Genomic DNA, 23,577 nt, shown 5'->3' with positions numbered 1-23,577 from the left:
AATTCAAAGTGTTTTTTGTCATTCAGTGCACAGCGAAGAATCTCACAGTTATTTAATCTTCTTTTCAAGGTAAGAAATGACCATTTATAAGTTGTTATTGTAAGGAATGGAATGACGTAACAATCTTCTTCTATACAGGCCTTATTGATAAAATTTGTCTCTTTTATTAAGCAGATTCTTCAGTCGTTCCTCCTACTGAATGACAACTAAACCCTAATGGTAAAATGCTCCTTTACCTGTTCTTTTCTAAAAAATACAAATCCCCAATAGAAGGTGTTAATCGTCACGGTTACTTTTGGGTGCTGTTTTATAATTTCCCATGCTTCTGTCATGCCTTTTGACCAGTAGATGTCATCAAAAATCCAAACAGAATTATTGTTTGCTGTTTCCAATAAAGATTCAAAATAGTAAAGTGTCGCTTCTTTTTGATGATTGCCATCAAAGAATATAAAGTCATATCTACTGGAATTAAGTGCTTTAATTTCATTACTAAAATCACCATTAATTAAATGAATGTTATTTAATTTAAATTTGTGAAATTGCTCTGTAGTAAATTCCGAAATATTAGGACAGCCTTCTATAGTTGTGATGTTCGACTTAGAATTCCCTAAATGCATGGCGTACGTTGCGATACCTAATGAAGTTCCTAATTCTAATATGTTCGTGGGTTTAAAATAGGTGATAAGGCGGTATAAAAGTTGTGCTCTTTCATTAGTTGTACCTGCATTTTTTGCCAAATTAGAGATGCTCCGGTATTGTTGTTTCATAACCTGAGATCCTGCGCCTAAATCGGTGACTTTAATTCGAGAACTGTTTTTTAACAGTGATTTTAGGTATTCTAAAATCTTATTATATTCGGAGTACTTCGTTTTGTCATAAAAGCATTTAGTAATCAAATCATAAACAAAAGGGGAGTGCACACCATGTTGATTGGTGGATTTGAAACGAAAATTTATGTATTGTTTTATTTGGTAAAACATGTTTTGTTCTCTATACATTTGGTTCTCGATACTAAATTCTTCTTACCTCAGAATTTCACTCGAACGGACATTAACTATTAATTAAGTGACAAGAATCTATGCTGTCACTTCAAGTGATGCGACGTAGGAGCATTGTATCGAGAAGTTATTCTTCAAGTTTAGACGATAACTCAAACCAACGGGCTTCTTTAGCATCAATAGTTTCAATTATGGCTTGTAACTCTTTAGAAAGCTTGTTTATGTCTTCTTGAGATAAATTTGGATTATTAAATTTAGACTCGAGTTCTTTCTTGTCATAAGTTAAAGCATTGAGTTTACTTTCAATATTTTTTAATTCTTTTTCTTCGTTGTATGAGAGTTTAGAAACTTCATTCTGTTTCCAAGACTGTTTGTCTTTTTTGTCTTCTGTAGAAGTTGAAATAACTGGTTGACTATCTTCATAGGCTCTATAATCGCTATAATTCCCAGGGAAATCTTCAATAATACCGTCGCCTTGAAAAACAAATAAATGATCGACAACTTTATCCATAAAATAACGGTCGTGAGACACAACAATAATACATCCAGGGAAATCTAGTAAAAAACTTTCCAAAACATTTAAGGTAACAATATCTAAGTCGTTTGTTGGCTCATCTAGAATTAAGAAGTTTGGGTTCTGGATTAAAACAGTACATAAATAGAGGCGTTTACGCTCGCCACCACTAAGTTTTTCAACAAAATCATATTGTTTTTTTCTACTGAAAAGGAAACGTTCTAAAAGTTGTTGTGCAGAAATTTGACGCCCTTTTTTTAATGGAATATAATCGCCGAATTCTTTTATAACATCAATAACCTTTTGTTCAGGTTTTATAGCAATACCATTTTGTGTGTAATACCCAAACTTTACGGTGTCACCTTTAACCACTTTTCCAGAATTAGGTTGGTCGGTATGGGTTAAAATATTTAAAAAGGTGGTTTTTCCAGTACCATTTTTTCCAATAATACCAACGCGTTCTCCTTTTTTAAAGGTGTAGTCGAAACCGTTAAGAATGGTTTTGTCTTTAAATGCTTTAGATACCTTATGGAATTCTAGAATTTTACTACCTAGGCGTTCCATATTTAGTTCTAACTGGACTTCATGGTCGTTTCTTCTTTGGTGTGCGCGATGTTTTATATCGGCAAAATCGTTAATTCTAGATTTCGATTTCGTAGTTCGAGCTTTAGGTTGACGACGCATCCAAGTTAACTCCTTTTTAAATAATTGTTTTGCTTTACCTGTTTCTACAGCATCACGTTCAATACGTGCATCGCGTTTTTCTAGGTAATAGGAGTAGTTCCCTTTGTAGCTGTATAGTTGCCCTTCGTCTAGTTCAATAATTTCGTTACAAACACGCTCTAAAAAATAGCGATCGTGTGTTACCATGAAGAGGGTTATGTTTTCTTTGGCGAAAAAAGATTCTAACCACTCAATCATTTCTAAATCTAAATGGTTAGTAGGTTCATCTAATATTAATAAATCTGGCTTGTTTATAAGCGCATTGGCTAAAGCAAGCCGTTTTTTTTGTCCGCCAGAAAGCGTGCTTACTTTTTGATCGAGATTATCTAATTTAAGTTTAAAGAGTATTTGTTTGTAAAGTGTTTCGAAATCCCAAGCTTGATGACGCTCCATAGCATCGAAAGCATCTTGGTATGCCCCACTATCTTCTGGGTTTAAAAGTGCTTTTTCGTAATTTGAAATTATTTTTAATATAGGATTATCACTAGCTAAAATGCTGTCTTCAATAGTAAGGGTATTATCAAATTTTGGGTCTTGAGATAGAAAGGACACTTTTATATCTTTTCTATACACAATAGTTCCAGAATCGGGTTGGTCGTATCCAGAAAGCATGTTCAATATGGATGTTTTTCCTGTTCCATTTTTAGCTACAAAGGCTATTTTTTGGTCTTTATGCACACTAAACGAGAGGGCTTCAAAAAGAACGAGTTCGCCGTAAGATTTTGCTATATTTTCTACTGTGAGGTAATTCAAAAGGTGTTTTTTTGCAAAGAACTGCTAAAGTATAAAATACCTGTTGATGCGAAAAGCTTTAAGCGTTGATATATTTATTAATTTGTAGTTGGAAGTAAAAGTGGCATAAATAAAAAAAATATGTAGATTTGTGATTAATCAACATGCCTCAATATGAAGAGATTTTTTTTTACTGTAATCCTAATAGTCAATACGGTATTAATATCTTGTATTCCTCATAAAGACACGGTTTATTTTCAAAATAAATCGAAAGCTTTAGACTCCATAAATCAAATAGTAGAAACTCAAAAACCTTATCGCGTTTTAATTAATGATATTTTAAATATCAATATAAAAGTTTTGGATCAAGAAAATGTTGAAATTTTTAACCCTTTAAGCTCTGGAGGAGGTGGAAGTAATAATTCAACATCGGCAGAACGAGCCTATTATGATGGATTTTCAGTCGATATGCATGGTGAAATTAGAGTGCCAACTCTTGGTAAGATAAATGTATTGGGTTATACCACGGAAGAAATTGAAGAGATTATTAAAGAAAAATTATTAACAGATCAATTTAAAGAAACTGCCAACGTATTTGTTACGGTTAGACTGGCAGGCATGCGCTTTACGGCAAGTGGTGAAATTGGTAGCCCTGGAACAAAAACACTGTTTCAAGAACGTGTTAATATTTATGAAGCTATAGCTAATTCTGGTGAGATTCCAGTTACAGGTAATTTAAAGGATGTTTTAATTATTAGACAATATCCACAAGGTCAAAAAATTCATCATCTAGACTTAACCGATATTGCTATAATGAATTCGCCATTTTACTATATACAACCAAATGATATCATTTATGTAAAACCTTTAAAGCAAAAAGCTTGGGGTACAGGTACTAGTGGGTTACAAACTTTAACCACCGTGTTAGGGACTTTTTCCATATTAGTTAGTACGTATTTAATTATAGACAGACTTTAGAATGGTTAATAACGATTTTGATAATTTAGACCATATTGATGCTAGAGAGGGTATGGTGTTTGATTTTAGAGGGTTCTTATTTAAAGTTTTAAACCTTTGGAAATTTGTGTTGCTTTCTGTTTCTGCAGCATTGCTTATTGCTTATTTTATTAATGTAAGAAAGCAAAGCGTGTATCGTTTAGATGCCTTAGTGTCTGTTGAAAGTGAACAAAACCCTTTTTTTACTGCTAATACGAGTATTTCATTTAATTGGGGCGGTGTCTCAGGAAAAATAGATAAAATTATTACGACATTGAAAACGCGAACCCATAACGAAAAGGTTGTAGATTCTTTACAGTTTTATGTCAATTACCTTACCGAAGGCAAGTATAATAAAATTGATATCTATAAAGGCGCACCATTCTATATAGATATAGATAAAACGAAAGGGCAAATGTTGGGTAAGCCTATGGGTGTAAGGTTTATTAATGATACGCAATTTGAATTATTTACAGAGTTCGAAAGCAATAGTGTTGGGGTACAGTTTTATCATAATAAATCTAGGGGTAGCGCCCCAGTGCCAATAGGATTATTTTCAAAAATAGTTACCATTGGAGATTCGGTGTCTTTGCCTTTTCTTAACTTTAAATTATACAAAAGAGTTAATGGAAAAATTAATCCTGAAACCATATTCTATATACAATTTTTGAATTTCGATGGGTTAGTAAACTCTTATAAAGGTAGAGTTCAAGCAAGCCCTTCTTCAAATAATGGTTCTGTTTTAAGATTATCTATGTCAGGAACTAACAAAATGAAGATTGTAGATTATTTAAATACCACAACTGCCATTTTAAGTAAAGAGGAGTTAGGGCGTAAAAATCTATATGCTACCAACACCATTAAGTTTATAGATAGTAGTTTGAATGCTGTAAATGCCGATTTGAAAGGTTTTAATGAAGAAATGAATGCTTTTAGAAAGAAAAATAAAGTATTTAATGTTACCGAAGAGGTAAGTCAGGTTAATTCCAGATTAAGGCAGTTAGAACTTGAGGAAGAAGGCGAACGTACCAAAATTAATTATTTAGATGGCCTCGAAGATTATTTAAAAACGAAGACCGATTATACCAATATTGCTGCACCAACCTCTGTTGGAATTGCTGAAAGTAACATCTTATCAAGCGTTACCAAAATAACGGCTTTAGCTATTGAACGTCAAAAATTAGAATATACAACACGAGAAGGTTCTAATCTTTTTAAAGATTTAGACAGGAAAATCGATGCTGAAAAAAGTGTACTTCTTGAAACTATTAATGCAACTAGAAATACCATAACAAATAGACGTCGTATTATTAATGGTAATATTGGTGAGTTAAGAACACAATTGAGTTCCTTGCCAGAAGACCAGCAAGAGTATTTAAAAATACAACGTAAGCTAAGCATAGGTCAAGATTCCTACAATGTGTATTTGGCAAAACGAAGTGAAGCTGCTATTGTAAAGGCTGCAAATGTATCAGATATTACAATGATTGATGAGGCTAAAGATATTGGAGGAGGCCGCATTGGGCCTAACCATTCTTTAAATTATATGATGGCTTTAATGCTAGGGTTTTTTATACCACTATTTTTAATTTTTGTCTTGTATCTATTAGATAACACTATTCATGGATCTGATGAGGTAGAGCGTTTATCAAGTATTCCAATTATTGGTCTTATTGGTAAATATAAGTATCCTAATAATTTAGTAGTCTTTGAAAAACCAAAATCTGCAGTTGCAGAATCATTTAGAGCCATACGATCGGGTTTACAATTTTTATATAAGCAACAAGACAAAGCAGGCGGTAAAACCTTAATGTTTACGTCTTCTGTAAGTGGAGAGGGTAAAACTTTTTGCTCTATAAATATAGCAACAGCTTACGCCTTATCTGGAAAGAAAACCATATTGTTAGGTTTAGATTTACGCAAGCCAAAAATATTTGATGATTTCGATTTGGATAACGGTAAAGGCATGGTTAATTACCTTATTGGAGAGTCTAGTTTTAATGATGTTGTAGAAACTACCCATATAGAAAATTTAAGCGTTGTTACTTCTGGTCCTATACCACCAAACCCTTCAGAATTATTAATAGGAGATAAATTAAAATATTTAATTGCACAACTTCGAGAAGACTACGATATTATAGTACTAGACACACCACCTTTAGGACTTGTTTCAGATTCCTTAGAGTTAGCACAATATGCAGATGCGACCTTATTTTTAGTACGTTTAGATTACACAAAAAAAGGCATGTTACAACTTATTAACGCAAAATATAGAGCTAAAGAAATAACGAATGTAAGTTTTGTGTTAAATTTTTACAAGCATAAATCCAATCATAATTATGGCTATGGTTACGGTTATGGGTATGGCTATGGTTATGGTACCTATGGCAATGCTTATCATGAAAAAGGTAATAAAAATGTCTTTAAAAAGGTATGGAATAAAATAAAGTCAATTTAAAAGATACGCTCTAAATTATTTATGTCAACTAAAACAATTGCAATAGTAGGGTTAGGTTATGTTGGTTTACCACTAGCTGTTGAATTTGCTAAAAAGTATAAAGTTTTTGGATTCGATATTAACGAAAAAAGAATCAATGATTTGAATAATGGAATTGATATTACTCACGAAGTCGACTATAATGCTTTGAAAGAAGTTTTAATATCTCAAAAGAATATACATGATAATGGCTTAATCATTACAAATGATCCAGCAGATATTTCAGAAGCCTCTATATATATTATTACGGTTCCTACACCCACAGATGCTAATAACAAACCTGTACTTTCACCTTTACTTATGGCAAGTAAAACAGTAGGTAAAATGCTCTCTAAAAACGATATCATTATTTACGAATCTACTGTATTCCCTGGACTCACAGAAGATATTTGTGTGCCTATTTTAGAAGAAACTTCTGGTTTACAGTTTAACACCCATTTTTATGTAGGCTATTCTCCCGAACGTATCAATCCTGGAGATAAAACACATACAGTCACAAAAATCCTAAAGGTAACTTCTGGCTCAACACCAGAAACAGCAAAAAAGGTTGATGCTCTTTATAAATCTATTATTACAGCAGGCACGTATTTAGCACCCTCTATAAAAGTGGCAGAAGCCGCTAAAGTGATAGAAAATGCACAGCGCGATATTAATATAGCTTTTGTTAACGAGCTGTCTAAAATATTTAGGTTATTAGATATAGATACTAAAGCGGTGTTAAAAGCAGCTGGTACCAAATGGAACTTTTTAAAGTTCACACCTGGTTTAGTTGGTGGTCATTGTATTGGTGTAGACCCTTACTATTTAGCACAAAAGGCTATTGAAGTGGGTTACGATCCAGAAATAATATTAGCAGGACGTAAGGTTAATGACAGTATGGGTAAATATGTAGCGCAGGAAACAGTTAAACTTATGGTGGCTAAAGGTCAGGCATTACAAGATACCCAAGTTTTGGTGCTTGGTATTACGTTTAAGGAAGACTGTCCAGATATTAGAAACTCTAAGGTGATTGATATTATTAATGAGCTTAAATCCTTTAGTATGCATGTAGATGTTTTTGATCCTCTAGCGTCAGCTGATGAAGTCAAAAAAGAATATAATATTAGTTTGATTAACTCAACACCAGAATTAAAACCCAATTATAATGCTATTATTTTAGCCGTTGCACATCAGCAATTTTTAGAGTTGGATTTAGACCATTTAAAATCAGAAAATGCAGTAGTATTTGATGTAAAAGCGATGTTACCCATAGATAAAGTTGATGCTAGGTTGTAATAGTGAAAACGATTGTCACACTGAGCTTGTCGAAGTGTCTTGAATAGATAAGTTTTAACTGGTCTTCGACCTTTCGACTATGCTCAAGGCTGGCGAAGCTCAGACTGACAATAAAACTAAATTGTAATAATGAAAATGATTATCACACTGAGTAAGCTTATGTTAGTTTGTCACACTGAGCTTGTCGAAGTGCTATCGGAACGATATTAAAATATAAAAAAGATTAAGCCATAATGAAAACTTATTATGTTTATATTTTGGAATGTTCAGATGGAACATTTTACGTAGGTATAAGCTCCAATATGGAAAGACGGTTGTATGAACATAAAAGCGGTTTAGATAAAAAGGCTTATACATATTTACGAAGACCAATAGTATTAAAGTGGTTGCAAGGGTTTAGTGATCCAAAACAAGCAATAGCTTTTGAAAAACAATTAAAAGGTTGGAGTAGACGTAAGAAGTTGGCTTTGATAAATGAGGATTGGGATAAGTTGGTGAAATATTCTAAAAACTATACGCAGTTTGGTAAATATGCGAGTTCGGAAGGGGCTTCGACCTTTCGACTAGCTCAAGGCAGGCGAAGCTCAGACTGACAATAAAATTAGATTGTAATAATGAAAATGATTATCACATTGAGTAAGCTTGTGCTGAGCTAGTCGAAGCATCGAAGTGTTATAAATATTTCGAAATTCAGATAGTAATTGGAAGATAAAGGTCTTCGACCTTTCCGACTATGCTCAAGGCAGACAAAGCTCAGACTGATTTAGAAACTAAATAGTAATAATAAAAATAATTGTCACATTGAGTATGCTTGTGTTGAGCTTGTTGAGGCATCGAAATGTATTGAATAGTTGAGGTTTTTATTGGTCTTCGATAGGCTCAGACTGACATTCTTAGTTCTTATTGACGAGATAAGTTAAGAATATAAATATTAAACTGATTTGTCACACTGAGTAAGCTTGAGTTAGCTTGTCACACTGAGCTTGTCGAAGTGTTATAAATATTTCGAAATTCAGATAGTAATTGGAAGATAAAGGTCTTCGACCTTTCCGACTATGCTCAAGGCAGACGAAGCTCAGACTGATATAGAAACTAAATAGTAATAATAAAAATAATTGTCACATTGAGTAAGCTTGTGTTGAGCTTGTTGAGGTATCGAAATGTATTGAATAGTTGAGGTTTTTATTGGTCTTCGACAGGCTCAGACTGACATTCTTAGTTCTTATTGACGAGATAAGTTAAGAATATAAATATTAAACTGATTTGTCACATTGAGCTTGTCGAAATGTAATTAGTAGTAATAGGTCAAAATGGGAAAAGATAAAATAAAAGAATATAGTTATTTAATTACAGGAGGCGCAGGGTTTCAACCCATGAAATAATGACAAATATGTTGACTCCATATTATTATGTGTATATATTATTATCTTTAAAAGATGGTAAGAAATATATAGGCTATACCAAAGATTTGTCATCAAGATTTAAGGCTCATCAAAAAGGTGAAGTACAGTCAACGAAACACAGAAGGCCTTTTGAATTAATTTATTTTGAAGGATGCTTATCACAAGAAGATGCTTTAAAGCGTGAAAAATATTTAAAAACGCATTATGGTAAGATGTTTTTGGGAAATCGCCTTAAATCTTATTTCATAGGTCAAGTTGAAATTAAGAAGACACATGAACAATAATCACATTAAAAACCATAGTTATTTAATTACAGGAGGCGCAGGGTTCATTGGCTCTAATCTCGTAGCCTATTTATTAAAGTATAATGCAAAAAAAGTTCGCGTATTAGATAATTTCTCTAATGGATATCGTAAAAATATTTCAGAGTTTGAACAACATCCCGCTTTCGAGCTTATTGAAGGCGATATAAGAGATTTAGAAACCTGTAAAAAGGCCATGAAAAATATAGACTATGTGTCGCATCAAGCAGCTTTAGGCTCTGTGCCTAGATCTATAGAAGATCCAATTACAACTAACGCAGTAAACATTAACGGGTTTTTAAATATCATGGTGGCTTATAAAGATAGTAATTCTGTTAAGCGGTTAGTGTACGCAGCATCGAGTTCTACCTATGGAGATAGTAAAACCTTACCTAAAGTTGAACATGAAATAGGTAACCCATTATCGCCTTATGCGGTAACAAAGTATGTAAATGAGTTGTATGCCGATGTGTTTGCCAAGACTTACAATACAGAAACCATAGGCTTACGCTATTTTAATGTCTTCGGGCCTAAGCAAAGTCCTAGCGGTGCTTATGCTGCCGTTATACCATTATTTATGGACGCAATTAAAAACAATCAACCCCCAATAATTCATGGAGATGGAAACCAGACGCGCGATTTTACCTATGTAGATAATGCAGTTCAGGCAAATATTAGAGCTTTGTTTGCCAACAAAAAAGCCTGTAACCAAGTATATAATATAGCATGTGGAGAACGCATAAGTATCAATGACTTATGGAAACATTTAAAAACATTGTCTAGTTCTAATTTAAATCCGAGATTTGTAAATTCTAGACAGGGAGATGTTAAAGACTCTTTAGCAGATATTAGCAAAGCTCAAGGCTTATTAAATTATAATCCAGAAGTTATGACACAACAAGGTTTAGAAATGGCTTGGGAATATTTAAAAAAGTAAAACATAAAATAATCTATATATTATAATGGCCCTAACCACACGAATTTATCAAAAAGAAAACAACACCAAGCTCTTTAAATTGTTACTGGATAGCTTAAAAGATATTTATGGTTCACGGTTTTTGGCAAAACAATTAACGGTTAGAGATATAAAGGCACAATACCGACAATCGTATTTAGGTATATTATGGGCTTTTCTAACACCAATAACAACAGCAGGAGTTTGGATATTTTTAAATTTAACAGGAACCATTCGGTTATCCGATACAGGAGTACCATACCCTGTCTTTGCATTTTCAGGTACCCTGTTATGGGCCATATTAATTGAAGCTATTAATTCGCCAACATCAAGCACTAAAGGAGCCAAAGGGATTATGTCGAAAATTAATTTCCCAAAAGAAGCCTTGTTAATCTCAGGTATCTATAAGCTACTCTTTAATTCCTCTATTAAAATAGTTTTGCTCCTAATCTTTTTTATAATATTTGGTGTCGAATTTCATGCAAGTATTTTATTGTTCCCACTAGCTTTACTTGCAATTATTATTTTTGGTACAAGCATAGGTTTGTTTATTACACCTGTGGCTATGTTATATAGCGATGTAAACCGCTTTTTAAGTATGGGATTTAGGATGTTGATGTACATAACACCTGTGGTTTATGTAATACCTAAAGGCGGCATCATGAAAACCCTAATGGAATACAATCCATTAACACCACTTTTATTAACAACTAGAGATATATTATTAGGGCAAACGCCTCAGTTTTTAACCTATTATGTCATAGTTATTTTGTTAAGTATTCCTTTATTATTTTTAGGCTTGGTAGTATATAGAATTTCCATTCCAATATTTGTAGAACGATTAAGTGCTTAGTTATGGAAAATGATATATTGGTAAAAGTAGAAGGCCTCTCTAAAAAGTTTTGTAAAGACTTAAAAACAAGTCTCTGGTATGGTGTTAAAGATTTGTATAGTAATGCCTTTTGGAATGAACAAGAACGCAAATTAAGACCTAAAGAATTTTGGGCAGTTAAGGATATTAGTTTTGAATTAAAACGTGGCGAATGCCTCGGACTGATAGGCCACAATGGTGCTGGAAAATCTACCTTGTTAAAAATATTGAATGGCTTAATTAACCCCGATGCTGGTAAAGTCACAATTAAAGGACGCGTAGGGGCCTTAATAGAGTTAGGTGCTGGTTTTAATGGAATTTTAAGCGGTCGTGAAAACATATATAATAATGGTGCGATTTTAGGATTTACAAGAAAAGAAATTGATGCCAAAGTAGAAGACATTATAGACTTTGCAGAGATACGTGAGTTTATAGATATGCCCGTACAAAACTACAGTTCTGGTATGAAAGTTCGTTTAGGTTTTGCTGTAGCTGCCCAAATGGAGCCAGATGTGTTAATTATTGATGAGGTGCTAGCCGTAGGAGATTTAGGGTTTGTGTTGAAGTGTTTTAAAACCATCGACCAAATACTGCCCAAAACAGCTATTGTATTTGTATCGCATTCTATGCCAATGGTATCTCGAATTTGTAACCAGATAATTTTAATGGATAAAGGATGTTCAAAATATCAAGGAAATAATATAGGTAAAGCTATTGATTTATATTACACTAGATTCATTAATAATGAAAGTAGTTTAGTATTAGACGATGGTACTTTAGTTCTAGAAAAATCTGAAATATTAGCAGGAGTAACTGTAGATGGGATAAAACAGATTGAGTGGAAAGAACAAATGAAGATACATATAAAATTTACAGTTCTAAAAGAAGCAAAAGATTTTGAGTTTGTTATAATTATTGTCGATAAAGAACAACGACCAGTTGCTTCATTTGAAAGAAATAAAATTGAGAATAATCTTAGTTTGAAAGAAGGCGTAATAGAATTTATTCTGCAGCATAATAATTTGCAGCTTTCAAAAGGAGTATATTCGATTAATATTGCTGTTAGGGATTTTAATAATAGAGAGCCTATTTATAGAATTAATAGCGCCATTAGTTTTCAAGTAATACACCCAGAAGAAATATGGGAATCAATGTTACTCGAAGCATCTTATAAAGCTTATAATTAACTATTAGTTGAATGATAACTGTAACCAAAACATTTTTTCCTCCAAAAGAAGAGTACCAGCATCAGGTTAATCGTATCTGGAAAAATGAATGGTTGACTAATAATGGCGAACTTTTTAAGGAATTACGTTTTAAGTTAAAAGAATATTTAAATGTAAATCATGTTATTCCAATGACCAATGGCACTTTGCCTATACAAATCGCACTAAATTTCTATGGTAATTGTGGAGAAATTATTACAACGCCTTTTAGTTATGTTGCAACCACTAGTAGTATTGTTTGGGAAAAATGCACACCAGTATTTGTAGATATACACCCTGAATATCTAACTATAGATGAAACTAAAATTGAAGAGGCAATAACTAATAAAACAACAGCAATATTAGTAACTCATGTCTATGGAAATGCTTGTGCGGTTGAAGAAATAGAAGCTATAGCCAAGAAACATAATTTAAAAGTTATTTATGATGCAGCCCATTGTTTTGGTGTAAAATATAAAGGGCAATCTATTTTTAATTATGGAGATATAAGTACTTGTAGTTTCCATGCTACAAAGTTATTCCATACAGGTGAGGGAGGTGCTTTGTTTTGTAATGATAAAAAAACAGAGCAAGAATTATGGTACAGACATAACTTTGGTCACAAATCCCAAGAAGTATTTCATGGCTTAGGTATTAATGCTAAGATGAGTGAATTACAAGCAGCAATGGGAATAACGGTGCTGCCTTATGTGAATTTTCTAATTGAAGAACGTAAAAAAATATGTGACCTCTATGATAAACTTTTAACATTTGAAAACATAAAACGTCAAAAAATAAGAGAAGGTGTAGAATGGAACTATGCCTATTATCCGATTTTCTTTCAGGCTGAAAAAAAATTATTAAGAGTTAAGCAACAACTAGAGAAAAATGATATATATTCTAGACGTTACTTCTTTCCGAGTTTAGAAAAATTACCGTATATAAATAAAAACACTTGTTCTATAGCAGATACTGTTTCTAAAACGGTATTGTGCTTGCCATTATATGATAGTTTGAAAATAAAAGAAGTTGAACTTATAGCAAACATTGTAAACAGTTGAAATCTTGAAAAATAATAAGTGTATTGCAATAATGCAACCCTATTTTTTACCTTATTTAGGGTACTTTTCATTAATTGATGCTTGTGACGAATTTATTGTTTTTGATACTCCCCAATATATTAGACATGGTTGGATTGAAAGGAATAGAATTTTAAAATTAAATGGAGAGCCTAATTATATTAAAGTGGCTTTAAATAAAAGCAAACAAAAAGATTCCATAAAATCTATTACAATAAATAATAATGTTAATTGGAAAAAAAAAATATTTGCTCAATTAACGCACTATAAAAAAAAAGCACCAAATTATAATAAGGTTATTGAGTTGTTACAACAAATTTTAAAAAACCCATATACATCAATTACTGAGCTTAATGTAGAGGCATTACGTGAAATTTGTGTTTTTTTAAATATTAAAACACCTATAAAAATTTGGTCAGAAATGAACATGGAAATTGAGCAAGTAAATACTCCAGATGAATGGGCATTAAATATATGTAAAGCCTATAATGCTAATTCATATATAAATGCTATTGGGGGTAAAGGCTTTTTTGATGTTACTAAGTATTTAAATGCAAATGTTGATATTAAGTTTTTAGATTTTGAACCAACAACTTATAAGCAGTTTGAAAATGAATTTGTACCTTTTTTATCAATAATAGATGTGCTAATGTTTAATGATATATATAAAACTAAAACAATGATTAATTCTTTTAGCTTTTAATCTACTAAAACTACATTATGGATAAGTTGGATATTCAAAATACGCAACATTGGAGGAATTATTATAACGATAAAAGTATTGTCGCAAAAAGTATTGATTTACAATTTAATGTTTCAAGAACAAGAAATGGTGAGAAAATATCTCAGAAAACTTGGTTAAAAACAATAGATTATATAAGAGATTTACTTTCTATAAAAGAAAATTCAGATGTTTTAGAATTGTGTTGTGGCAATGGTTTAGTAATTGGTGAATTAGCATCAACATGCAAGGAGGCTATTGGGATTGACTATTCTAATATTTTATTAAAGCAATTAAGTGAAAATTATGCTTGTGATAATTTAGTTACTATCAATGCAGATGTAAATAGTTATGATTTAGGATCAAATAAATACGATTCGATTATAATTTATTTTTCACTACAACATTTTAGCGAAAAAGAAACATATTTGGTAGTTAATAAATGTCTTAATGCATTAAAAAATGGAGGTAGAATGTTGTTAGGAGATATTCCAGATTTAGAAAAAAAATGGAGTTACATTAACAAACCCTCGTTTCATGTTGATTATTTTAAAAGATTAGAAGAAGATAAACCGAAGATTGGATATTGGTTTCAAAAGGATTATTTTCTCGCAATGAATTCAGTTTTCACTAATGTCGATTTTAAAATCATTGAACAACCAACTTATCAAATTAATTCGGATTATAGGTTCGACGTCTTGATTCAAAAAAAATGATGTATAATAAAATAGCAATTCATGGTGTTCCAAGATCTGGGACATCTTGGGTGGGTTCTTTATTTGACTCATCAAGAAATGTGGTTTACAGACATCAACCTTTGTTTTCTTATGCTTTTAAATCGTTTCTTAGCGAGAATTCGAGTAGAAAAGAAATTAATGAATTTTTTAAAAAAATTTCAACGAGTAATGATGATTTTATTACTCAAAAGAAAGAAAAAGAAAAAGGTTCAATCCCCAGTTTTAAAAAAGATAATATTACCCATATTGTTTATAAAGAAGCTAGATATCATCATATTTTAAAAAACCTTTTAGAAAAGAATAAAGAAATTAAGGTAGTTGGGATAATAAGAAATCCAAAGAGTGTAATTAATTCTTGGATTAATGCACCAAAAGAATTTGATAGTGAAAACTGGAACGTTTCAGCTGAATGGAGAAAAGCTCCTAAAAAAAACAAAAACTCAATTGAAGAGTTTTATGGCTATGAAAAATGGAAAGAAATTGCTAACCTTTTTATTGAATTAAAACAAAAATATCCAAATAGATTTTATATTTTAAATTATAAAATGTTATTATATAATACTGAGGATGAAGTAAAAAAAATGTTTAGATTTTGTAATCTTAATATTGACAATCAAGTGCTGGAATTTATTACTAATGGACAAAAAAAAGATATGTCGCATAATGCATATTCTGTGTTTAGGTTAAATCAAAAAGACGATAAATGGATTGAAAATTTACCAACTTGTATTATTGATGAAATAGACGACGATTTAAAAGAAACAAGTTTAGAACCTTACATCTACTAATAATGGATAAAAATTTAATGGTTTCAGTTAGCATAGTTACCTACAATCACAAAAACTACATTTCCCAATGTTTGGATAGTGTGTTAATGCAGGAAACAACTTTTCCATTTGAAATTATACTAGGAGAAGATGAGAGCAATGATGGCACAAGGGAAATCTGTATTGAGTATGCTAAAAAATTTCCAGATAAGATTAAGTTATTTTTGAGAAGTAGAAAAGATGTTATTTATGTAAATGGCTATGCCTCTGGACGTTTTAATATGTTGGAAAATTTAAAGAGTACGAATGGAAATTATATCGCATTGTTAGAGGGAGATGACTATTGGACAGATCCTTTAAAACTTCAAAAACAAGTAGACATATTAGAAGAAAATAAAACCTTAGTAGCTTGTCATCATTGGCAAAAAATTGCAATACAAAAAGATGAAAAGTATTTAGAAGTAGATAGTCCTAAAGATGGCTATTATTCTCAACCTGTTTCTAACGTTAAAGCAATTTTTTCAAATAAACTTAGATTAAAATCTAGAACCTTGATGTTTCGAAATATTATTGATGACAATTTTTTTCCAGATTGGTTTACTAAAATGGCCTTTGGTGATGTGCCATTAAGTTTTTTGTTAGGTAAACATGGTGATTTTGGCTTTTTAGATGAAGAAATGGCAGTGTATAGGCAAAGTGGTAAAGGTGTTTCAACTGCTGGGCTAAGTGAGTTAGGACATAAACAATTTACAGTGCAGCATTTTAAAAGCTGGATAGAAATTTGGGATTATGCCGACATGCACTATAATTATAAATTTCATAAAGAAGCAACAGCAACAGTATTTGAGTTTTATAATAAAATAATACCCAACCTCCCATTTACATTAGGTGCTTATATTGGGTTGTTAAAATATAATCTTACAGAAAGACAGTTGCTTTTTTATAAAACTTTACCACATACATTTTGGTTATTAAACCTTATTTTTAAGCTGTTTACTAAAAAAGTTAAAAAGAAACTTAAAAAACTATGAAAGAAGAGCAGCTTATTTTCATTGTTTCACAACCACGTAGTGGTTCTACTTATTTACAAAACTTGCTATCTAATAATGAGCAAACCAATACCTGTAGTGAACCATGGTTGCTATTAAATTTTTTAAATTTTATTAAACCAAGCTTAGTCTATTCAAAAACGGATAATGAGCTTACTATTCGTGCTTTAAATAATTACTTAAACAAATTTCCAGATTTAAAATACAAGGAACTTTACAAGGAATTCATTTTAAAATTATACGAACCTATGTTTAAAGATTATGAATTTGCTATAGATAAAACCCCTCGTTATTGGGAAATACTAGATGAACTAGTAGAGTTATTTCCTAAAAGTAAAATAATTGTGCTTCACCGTAATCCCATTAATGTTGCAAAATCTTTAATTAAAACTTGGAATTTCTCATCTATGGAAGATATAAAATTATTTAGAAGAGATTTGCTTTTTGCTCCAGAAAAATTGCATACATTTTGTCAGCAACAACAAAACAACTCAAATGTTTATAGTATGTATTATGAACACCTAATTGATAATACAGCTTTTGAGGTTGAAAAAGTTTATAAATGGATAGGGATGGATTATAAAGAAACAGTACTTGATGTTTCCAAAAATAATAAGTTTAAAGGAGAGTATGGTGATCCATTTCAAAACTCAGAACATGGTTATTTAAAATCTAGAATACAATCACAAAATAGACCGCTTAAAAAAATATTCAAAAACCTTTTAAGTGGATATACCCAATATTTAGGTAAAGAATTTTTAGAACAGTATGAAGGTTACGATATAACAGAATTTGGTTGTAAACGAACACGAGAATTTAAAAAGTTTTTAAATTCGAGAGAAGAAGATTAATCTAGTTTTAATTAAATAATATTAGTATTTGATTAGCAATATGCTTAATCAATTATAAAGTGGGTTTATGATAAAAAAAACAATTAAGAATATAGCTTTAAAATTTGGATATAGTATATATAAGGTACAACATCGGCAGCAGTCTTTAAAACAGCGTAATACGTTTAGCATGCAAAGTGCAATAGAGCGATGTGTAAAAAGGGGACTTAAAGTCAATACCGTTATAGATGTTGGGGCATCTGATGGTCGTTGGTCTAGAAATTGTATAAATACGATATCAAATGCAAAGTATTTATTGATAGAAGCACAAAAAGAGCATGAAATAGGTTTAAAACAGTTAAAAGAAGAATATCCAAACGCAAATTATGTGCTTGCTGCAGCAGGAAGATCAGAAGGCGAAATCTATTTTAACAATGGAGATCTATTTGGAGGTTTAGCATCAGAAAAACCTTTTAATATCAATTGTATTAAAGTGCCCGTAATAAGTTTAGATCATGAGGTTGCAAAACAAAAATTAGAACCACCATACTTGTTAAAGCTCGATACACATGGTTTTGAAGTACCCATTTTAGAAGGCGCAAAAAACATTATTAAGTCAGCACAATTAATTATTATAGAAACTTATAATTATAAATTAACAGATAATAGCTTAAAATACTATGAAATGTGTAGTTATATGGAGAAACTAGGTTTTTCGTCGATAGAAATGGTAGATTTTATGAATAGAGAATATGACGATTCATTTTGGCAAATGGATACGTTTTTTGTTCCTAGTACAAATAAAGAATTTTTATACAATTCATATACTTAAATAGTGATTTTAAAAAATGAATTTCCTAAAATTACGGTTGTAACACCCAATTACAACCAAGCCAAGTTTTTAGAGCTTACCATTCAGTCTGTTTTAAATCAAAACTATCCAAATCTAGAATATATAATAATAGATGGAGGTAGTACAGATGCATCTTTAGAAATTATTAAAAAATATGAATCGAAATTAGCGTATTGGATTAGTGAGCAAGACAATGGTATGTATGACGCTATTAATAAAGGATTTGAAATCTCAACAGGTGAGATTATGTGCTGGATAAACTCTGATGATGTTTTGTGGGAGGGGTCACTAAATTATATTGCAAACATATTTGTGGCTAATACTAATATTAGATGGTTACAAGGTTTTCCATCTGTTATTGATGAAAAAGGAGATTTACTTTTTCAAAGAAATCCAATAAATTCTAAATATTATTTTTATTTGTTAAAACACGAAAAAGATTTTTCATTTATTCAGCAAGAATCAACGTTTTGGACTAGAGATTTGTGGGAAAGAGCAGGAGGGCATCTTAATGTAAATTACGCATTGGCTGCCGATTTTGATTTATGGATGCGATTTTTTAATTTCGAAGCACTATACTGTACAAAAAGGCAATTAGCTGCTTTTAGAAAAAGAAAAGGTCAAAATTCTGGGGATTACAAGACATATCTGTTAGAAGCTAAAAAATCTGTTGATAATAGTTTTAGGCAATTAAGTTTTTTCGACAAATTTAAAATCAATATTTCAAAAAAACTTGGAATAAAGTATGGATATGAATCAATAAATTGGATAGATTAATATAGTGGCAAAATTCACGATAGTTATACCGACATTCAATTCTGAAGAAACCTTTAATTCATGTTTGAGGAGTCTTAAAAATCAAACATTTAAAGATTTTGAAGTTTTAATTATAGATAATCTTTCTACTGATGATACATTAAATATAGCAAACCAACACCAAAAAAAAATTGCAGATATGACTATTTTTTCTGAAAAAGACTATGGGATTTATGATGCTATGAATAAAGGTATAGAAATAGCTAATGGGAAATGGTTATTTTTTATGGGAAGTGATGATACACTTTACAGCAATACGGTTTTAGAGAATGTTTCTAAAATAACAGATAATACTAAAGCAAAGGTGGTTTATGGAGACGTTCGAATACTGGGCGATGCAGGATGGGCTAAAAATGGCGATATTTATGCTGGGGAGTTTACAATACCAAAATTACTAAACCAGAATATTTGTCATCAGGCTATATTTTATAATACACAGTTTGTAAAAGAGGAGATTGGTAATTTTAATTTAGAATATAAGAAAAGTAGTGATTGGGATTTTAATCTTAAATGTTGGGCAAAACAACCTTTTGAGTATGTAAATTTAATTGTTGCAAATTTTAAAGCAGGTGGCTTTTCAACGGATAGTTTTGATGCACAAATTTCAAATGATTTTTTAGATAATGTTTTAAAGTATTTTAGAATAAATTCCTTTCATCCTTATGTAAATACCCCTACTTTTATTTTTTATGATCAGGTAATTAAAAGACAGAAAAAAGATTATCCTTTTCGATATAAAATTGAAAGATTAAAAAGTAAAATCTTTAAAAAATTTAGCTTAAAATAAAATGTTGTCAACTACCTATTTAGCATTTACAATATGTTCAAACAACTATTTAGGGCAAGCTCTAGCACTAAAACAATCGTTTTTAAAACATAATCCAGATTTTGTATTTGTAATTGTTTTAATGGATAAATATTCTGATGAGATAGATTATAAGCAGTTTTCTCCAGCAAAATTTGTTTTAGCAGAAGCTTTGGATACTATTAATTTAGAAGATTTAATTTCTAAATATTATATAATTGAATTAAACACGTGTATTAAGGCTAGTGCATTTAAGTATTTAATTAAGCGAAACCCGAACTTAGAAGTTATTTATTATCTAGATCCTGATTTGTACTTTTATAATAGTTTAGATAGTTTAAACGAAAAACTAAAGACTAAGGCAGCAGTTTTAACACCACATATTTTAACACAGATAGAACGAGATGGTAAGTTTCCTGAAGAAAATACTTTTTTACAATATGGTGTTTTTAATTTAGGTTTTCTGGGTCTAAATCCTAAAAAAGAATCTACAAAAAAAATATTAGATTGGTGGGAACATAGAACTTTAAACTTTGGTTATGACAGTGTACATAAGGGTTATTTTGTTGACCAGTTATGGATGAATTTTTTGCCAGTTTTTTATGATGATATAGAGATTATTAAATCTTATGGCTATAATATGGCACCTTGGAATTTACATGAAAGAAGAATTATTAGTGTTGAGGCGAATAAAATTTTATTAAATGATAATAGTGAATTGGTATTTTATCATTTTAGTAAAATATCAAATAAATACCAGATATCTAAAGAATACAATAGGTTTGATTTGTTAGATTTTCCTTTATTAAGAACATTGTATATTGATTATAAGAGCGTTTTAAAAGCATTAAACTACGAAAAGTTTAAGGGCATAACTATTGCTTATCCAGTTAGGTTAACACTTCAAGAAACACCAAAAGAAAAGAGACGTAAATTTGTTAAAAATGAAAGCTGGTTAAAAAAGATATTAAAAAAAATACTGGTTTAAGCTAAACTGAAGTGATGTTATCTGTAATTACTGTAAATTATAATAATAAAGAAGGATTAGAGCGCACTATTAAAAGTGTGTGCTCGCAGAGTTACAGAAAATTTGAGTATATAATAATTGATGGTGGAAGTAATGATGGAAGTTTAGATGTTATAAATAACTTTAAGAATGACATAGATTATTTCGAAAGTAAAAAGGACAATGGTATTTACCACGCCATGAATAAGGGCATTAAAGTTGCGAAAGGAGATTATCTTCTTTTTTTAAATAGTGGAGATCATTTTTATTCCAATAAGTCATTATCATTTTTTAAACCATATCTTTTAAAACAAGATAAGATAGACATTCTTTATGGTAATATAATGGTTAAATCTCAAAAGGAATTTATTAAGACCTACCCAGAAGCGTTAACATTCTCCTATTTTGTAAAAGATACGTTACCACATCCTGGATCTTTAATTAATAAAAAATGCTTTAATCATTTTTTATATGACGAGGATTTAAAAATAACTTCAGATTGGAAGTTTTTTATGTTAGGTTTATGTAAGAAAAAATATACTTATATGTATATAAATCAAGTCATTTCGACATTTTATTTGGATGGTATAAGTAGCACCAATATAGATTTAGTTAAAAGAGAGCGGCACCAGGTGTTAACAAAAGAATTTTTTTGGCAATTGTATTTTAATAATTTATTAGAAAAAGTAAAACGGCATAATCCATTTTAAAGTAATAATCTTACTTAAGTTAGCATTAAACACCATGAAAGTTTCGGTAATCGTTCCATGTTATAATCAAGCAGCATATCTAGATGAGTGTTTACAATCTGTTTTATCGCAATCCTATAAGGATTGGGAATGTATAATTGTTAACGATGGAAGTCCAGATAATACTGAAGAAATTGCCAATAATTTTTTGAAATTAGACAGTCGATTTACATATATTGAAATTGAAAATGGAGGCGTAAGTAATGCCAGAAATGTAGGAGTTAAAAAGGCTAATGGTAAATATATTTTACCTCTAGATGCAGACGATAAAATTACACCTAGCTATTTGGAATTAGGGTTAAAAGCATTTGAAAAAGATAATGCGTTAAAAGTTGTTTATTGTAATGCCAAGTTTTTTGGGAAAAACAATAAATATTGGAAATTACCAAAGTACTCTTTTAGCGAATTATTAAAGAATAATATTATTTTTTGTTCAGCACTATTTAAAAAAGAAGATTTTATTGATATTGGAGGTTACGATATAAATTTGACAGTGGGTCTAGAAGATTGGGAGTTTTGGATTAATCTTTTAAAAAATGGCGGAAAAGTATTTAGAATTCCAAAAGTTTGTTTTTTTTATAGAATAAAAGAATTATCAAGAAATGCTGAGGTTTCAGTAAAGGATTTTGAAACGATTGTTAAATACATAAGTATAAAACATGCTGAATTATATGTGAATCATTTTGGTTCCTTTCAGTCATTGTTAGATGAAAACAAAGAATTAATGAAAGAAAATAAACGGTTAACAAAAGCCAACAAAGTAAACATTGTTCTAGTTTTAAAGAGGTTACAGAAATATTTTTATGGATAAACCTCTAGTTTCTATTTGCATACCTACTTTTAATGGTGCTCAGTTTATAACAGAAGCGCTGGATTCTACAATTTCTCAAACCTATAGTAATTTAGAAATTATAATTTCAGACGATGCCTCAACTGATGCAACTTTAGCTATTGTTGAGAGTTATAAATCAAAAACAGCTATTCCAATAAACATTTATCATCATGAACCTAAAGGGATTGGAGCTAATTGGAACAATAGTATAAAAAAAGCCAATGGAACTTATATAAAATTTCTATTTCAAGATGATGTTTTATATTCAAATTGTATTTCCGAAATGGTTGAAGTATTGGAAAACAATAAAAAACTAGGTTTAGTAGCTTGTAAAAGAGATATTATTGTGGATAATAATTACTTGAATGAAGAAACAGAAAAATGGATTGAAACCTATGGAGATTTACAGGAACACTTAAACATACCAATAGTTAATGGTGCTCAGTATTTAGATAAGTCTATTTTTAAATCTAATTTGTTCTTATCAAGGCCTTTGAACAAGATTGGTGAACCCACCGTTATACTTTTTAGAAAAGATATGGTAAAAGCTATTGGTTTTTATAAAGAAGATTTGTTTCAATTATTAGATCTTGAATTTTGTAATAGAGTTTTAAAAAAATATAAGATAGCCATATTAAATAAAAAGTTAGTTGGTTTTAGATTGCATAAAAATCAAGCAACAAATTCTAATAGCATTAATGTGAAAAAAGATATTCTAAAATATAATGAATTAATTTACAACGATTATTTTTACCTATTTAATAGACGCACGCAAGTGAAGTTATTGAAAAAACACAATTCATTATTTAAACTATTAATTAAATTGAAGAAACGCCTTAAACATTATAATAAGTTTTAAAAA

At 30.5% G+C, this 23,577-nt stretch carries 23 protein-coding genes; 21 read left to right on the top strand and 2 right to left on the bottom strand.

Annotated elements, in window-relative coordinates:
* Window positions 1-206: 206 nt before the first annotated feature.
* Window positions 207-980, bottom strand: coding sequence for a class I SAM-dependent methyltransferase (locus Q0739_RS01985; RefSeq protein WP_298237016.1), 774 nt, complete (start codon window positions 978-980; stop codon window positions 207-209).
* Between the two features lie 145 nt (window positions 981-1,125).
* Window positions 1,126-2,988 (bottom strand): ABC-F family ATP-binding cassette domain-containing protein, encoded by a 1,863-nt coding sequence (locus Q0739_RS01980; protein WP_298237015.1) that lies wholly within the window; start codon window positions 2,986-2,988, stop codon window positions 1,126-1,128.
* 153 nt (window positions 2,989-3,141) lie between these two features.
* On the opposite strand from Q0739_RS01980, the gene Q0739_RS01975 reads away from it, so the two are divergent.
* The 21 genes from Q0739_RS01975 (at window position 3,142) to Q0739_RS01875 (ending at window position 23,574) form a co-directional block, all read left to right on the top strand.
* Window positions 3,142-3,945, top strand: coding sequence for a polysaccharide biosynthesis/export family protein (locus Q0739_RS01975; RefSeq protein WP_298237014.1), 804 nt, complete (start codon window positions 3,142-3,144; stop codon window positions 3,943-3,945).
* A gap of 1 nt (window position 3,946) precedes the next feature.
* Window positions 3,947-6,421, top strand: coding sequence for a tyrosine-protein kinase family protein (locus Q0739_RS01970; protein WP_298237013.1), 2,475 nt, complete (start codon window positions 3,947-3,949; stop codon window positions 6,419-6,421).
* Between the two features lie 21 nt (window positions 6,422-6,442).
* Window positions 6,443-7,735, top strand: a complete 1,293-nt coding sequence (locus Q0739_RS01965) for a nucleotide sugar dehydrogenase (protein ID WP_298237012.1) — start codon at window positions 6,443-6,445, stop codon at window positions 7,733-7,735.
* Between the two features lie 233 nt (window positions 7,736-7,968).
* Entirely contained in the window at window positions 7,969-8,328 is a 360-nt protein-coding gene (locus tag Q0739_RS01960) for a GIY-YIG nuclease family protein (RefSeq protein ID WP_298237011.1), read from the top strand.
* Between the two features lie 797 nt (window positions 8,329-9,125).
* Window positions 9,126-9,422 carry a GIY-YIG nuclease family protein gene (locus tag Q0739_RS01955; RefSeq protein ID WP_298237010.1) on the top strand — a complete coding sequence of 99 codons (297 nt, stop codon included), beginning with the start codon at window positions 9,126-9,128 and terminating at the stop codon, window positions 9,420-9,422.
* Window positions 9,412-10,377, top strand: coding sequence for an SDR family oxidoreductase (locus Q0739_RS01950; protein WP_298237009.1), 966 nt, complete (start codon window positions 9,412-9,414; stop codon window positions 10,375-10,377). The genes Q0739_RS01955 and Q0739_RS01950 overlap by 11 nt, the downstream gene beginning before the upstream one ends.
* A 25-nt stretch (window positions 10,378-10,402) precedes the next feature.
* Entirely contained in the window at window positions 10,403-11,248 is an 846-nt protein-coding gene (locus Q0739_RS01945) for an ABC transporter permease (protein WP_298237008.1), read from the top strand.
* Window positions 11,249-11,250: 2 nt separating this feature from the next.
* Complete coding sequence (locus Q0739_RS01940) at window positions 11,251-12,453, top strand: ABC transporter ATP-binding protein (protein WP_298237007.1); 1,203 nt, start codon at window positions 11,251-11,253, stop codon at window positions 12,451-12,453.
* Window positions 12,454-12,464: 11 nt separating this feature from the next.
* A complete protein-coding gene (locus Q0739_RS01935) occupies window positions 12,465-13,532 on the top strand; it encodes a DegT/DnrJ/EryC1/StrS family aminotransferase (protein ID WP_298237006.1) in 1,068 nt (355 codons plus the stop codon).
* A 4-nt stretch (window positions 13,533-13,536) separates the two neighbouring features.
* Entirely contained in the window at window positions 13,537-14,253 is a 717-nt protein-coding gene (locus Q0739_RS01930; RefSeq protein WP_298237005.1) for a WbqC family protein, read from the top strand.
* A gap of 17 nt (window positions 14,254-14,270) precedes the next feature.
* Complete coding sequence (locus Q0739_RS01925) at window positions 14,271-14,987, top strand: class I SAM-dependent methyltransferase (RefSeq protein WP_298237004.1); 717 nt, start codon at window positions 14,271-14,273, stop codon at window positions 14,985-14,987.
* A complete protein-coding gene (locus tag Q0739_RS01920) occupies window positions 14,984-15,796 on the top strand; it encodes a sulfotransferase domain-containing protein (RefSeq protein WP_298237003.1) in 813 nt (270 codons plus the stop codon). The genes Q0739_RS01925 and Q0739_RS01920 overlap by 4 nt, the downstream gene beginning before the upstream one ends.
* Window positions 15,797-15,798: 2 nt before the next feature.
* Entirely contained in the window at window positions 15,799-16,806 is a 1,008-nt protein-coding gene (locus tag Q0739_RS01915) for a glycosyltransferase family 2 protein (protein WP_298237002.1), read from the top strand.
* Window positions 16,803-17,675 (top strand): sulfotransferase, encoded by an 873-nt coding sequence (locus Q0739_RS01910; protein ID WP_298237001.1) that lies wholly within the window; start codon window positions 16,803-16,805, stop codon window positions 17,673-17,675. The genes Q0739_RS01915 and Q0739_RS01910 overlap by 4 nt, the downstream gene beginning before the upstream one ends.
* A gap of 67 nt (window positions 17,676-17,742) precedes the next feature.
* Window positions 17,743-18,486 (top strand): FkbM family methyltransferase, encoded by a 744-nt coding sequence (locus Q0739_RS01905; RefSeq protein WP_298237000.1) that lies wholly within the window; start codon window positions 17,743-17,745, stop codon window positions 18,484-18,486.
* Window positions 18,487-18,489: 3 nt separating this feature from the next.
* Window positions 18,490-19,284, top strand: a complete 795-nt coding sequence (locus Q0739_RS01900) for a glycosyltransferase family 2 protein (protein WP_298236999.1) — start codon at window positions 18,490-18,492, stop codon at window positions 19,282-19,284.
* Window positions 19,285-19,288: 4 nt separating this feature from the next.
* The gene (locus Q0739_RS01895) at window positions 19,289-20,110 is read left to right on the top strand and encodes a glycosyltransferase family 2 protein (RefSeq protein WP_298236998.1); all 822 of its coding nucleotides are present in this window, start codon (window positions 19,289-19,291) and stop codon (window positions 20,108-20,110) included.
* A gap of 1 nt (window position 20,111) precedes the next feature.
* Window positions 20,112-21,116, top strand: a complete 1,005-nt coding sequence (locus Q0739_RS01890; RefSeq protein ID WP_298236997.1) for a glycosyltransferase — start codon at window positions 20,112-20,114, stop codon at window positions 21,114-21,116.
* Between the two features lie 14 nt (window positions 21,117-21,130).
* Window positions 21,131-21,844 carry a glycosyltransferase family 2 protein gene (locus Q0739_RS01885; RefSeq protein ID WP_298236996.1) on the top strand — a complete coding sequence of 238 codons (714 nt, stop codon included), beginning with the start codon at window positions 21,131-21,133 and terminating at the stop codon, window positions 21,842-21,844.
* Window positions 21,845-21,878: 34 nt separating this feature from the next.
* Window positions 21,879-22,694 (top strand): glycosyltransferase, encoded by an 816-nt coding sequence (locus tag Q0739_RS01880; protein WP_298236995.1) that lies wholly within the window; start codon window positions 21,879-21,881, stop codon window positions 22,692-22,694.
* Window positions 22,687-23,574, top strand: a complete 888-nt coding sequence (locus Q0739_RS01875) for a glycosyltransferase (protein WP_298236994.1) — start codon at window positions 22,687-22,689, stop codon at window positions 23,572-23,574. Before Q0739_RS01880 ends, Q0739_RS01875 begins: the two co-directional genes overlap by 8 nt.
* The last annotated feature ends 3 nt before the right edge of the window (window positions 23,575-23,577 follow it).

The organism is uncultured Algibacter sp. (assembly GCF_947487605.1).
Lineage (GTDB): Bacteria > Bacteroidota > Bacteroidia > Flavobacteriales > Flavobacteriaceae > Algibacter_D.
This window is presented reverse-complemented; position numbering and strand designations above follow the sequence as displayed.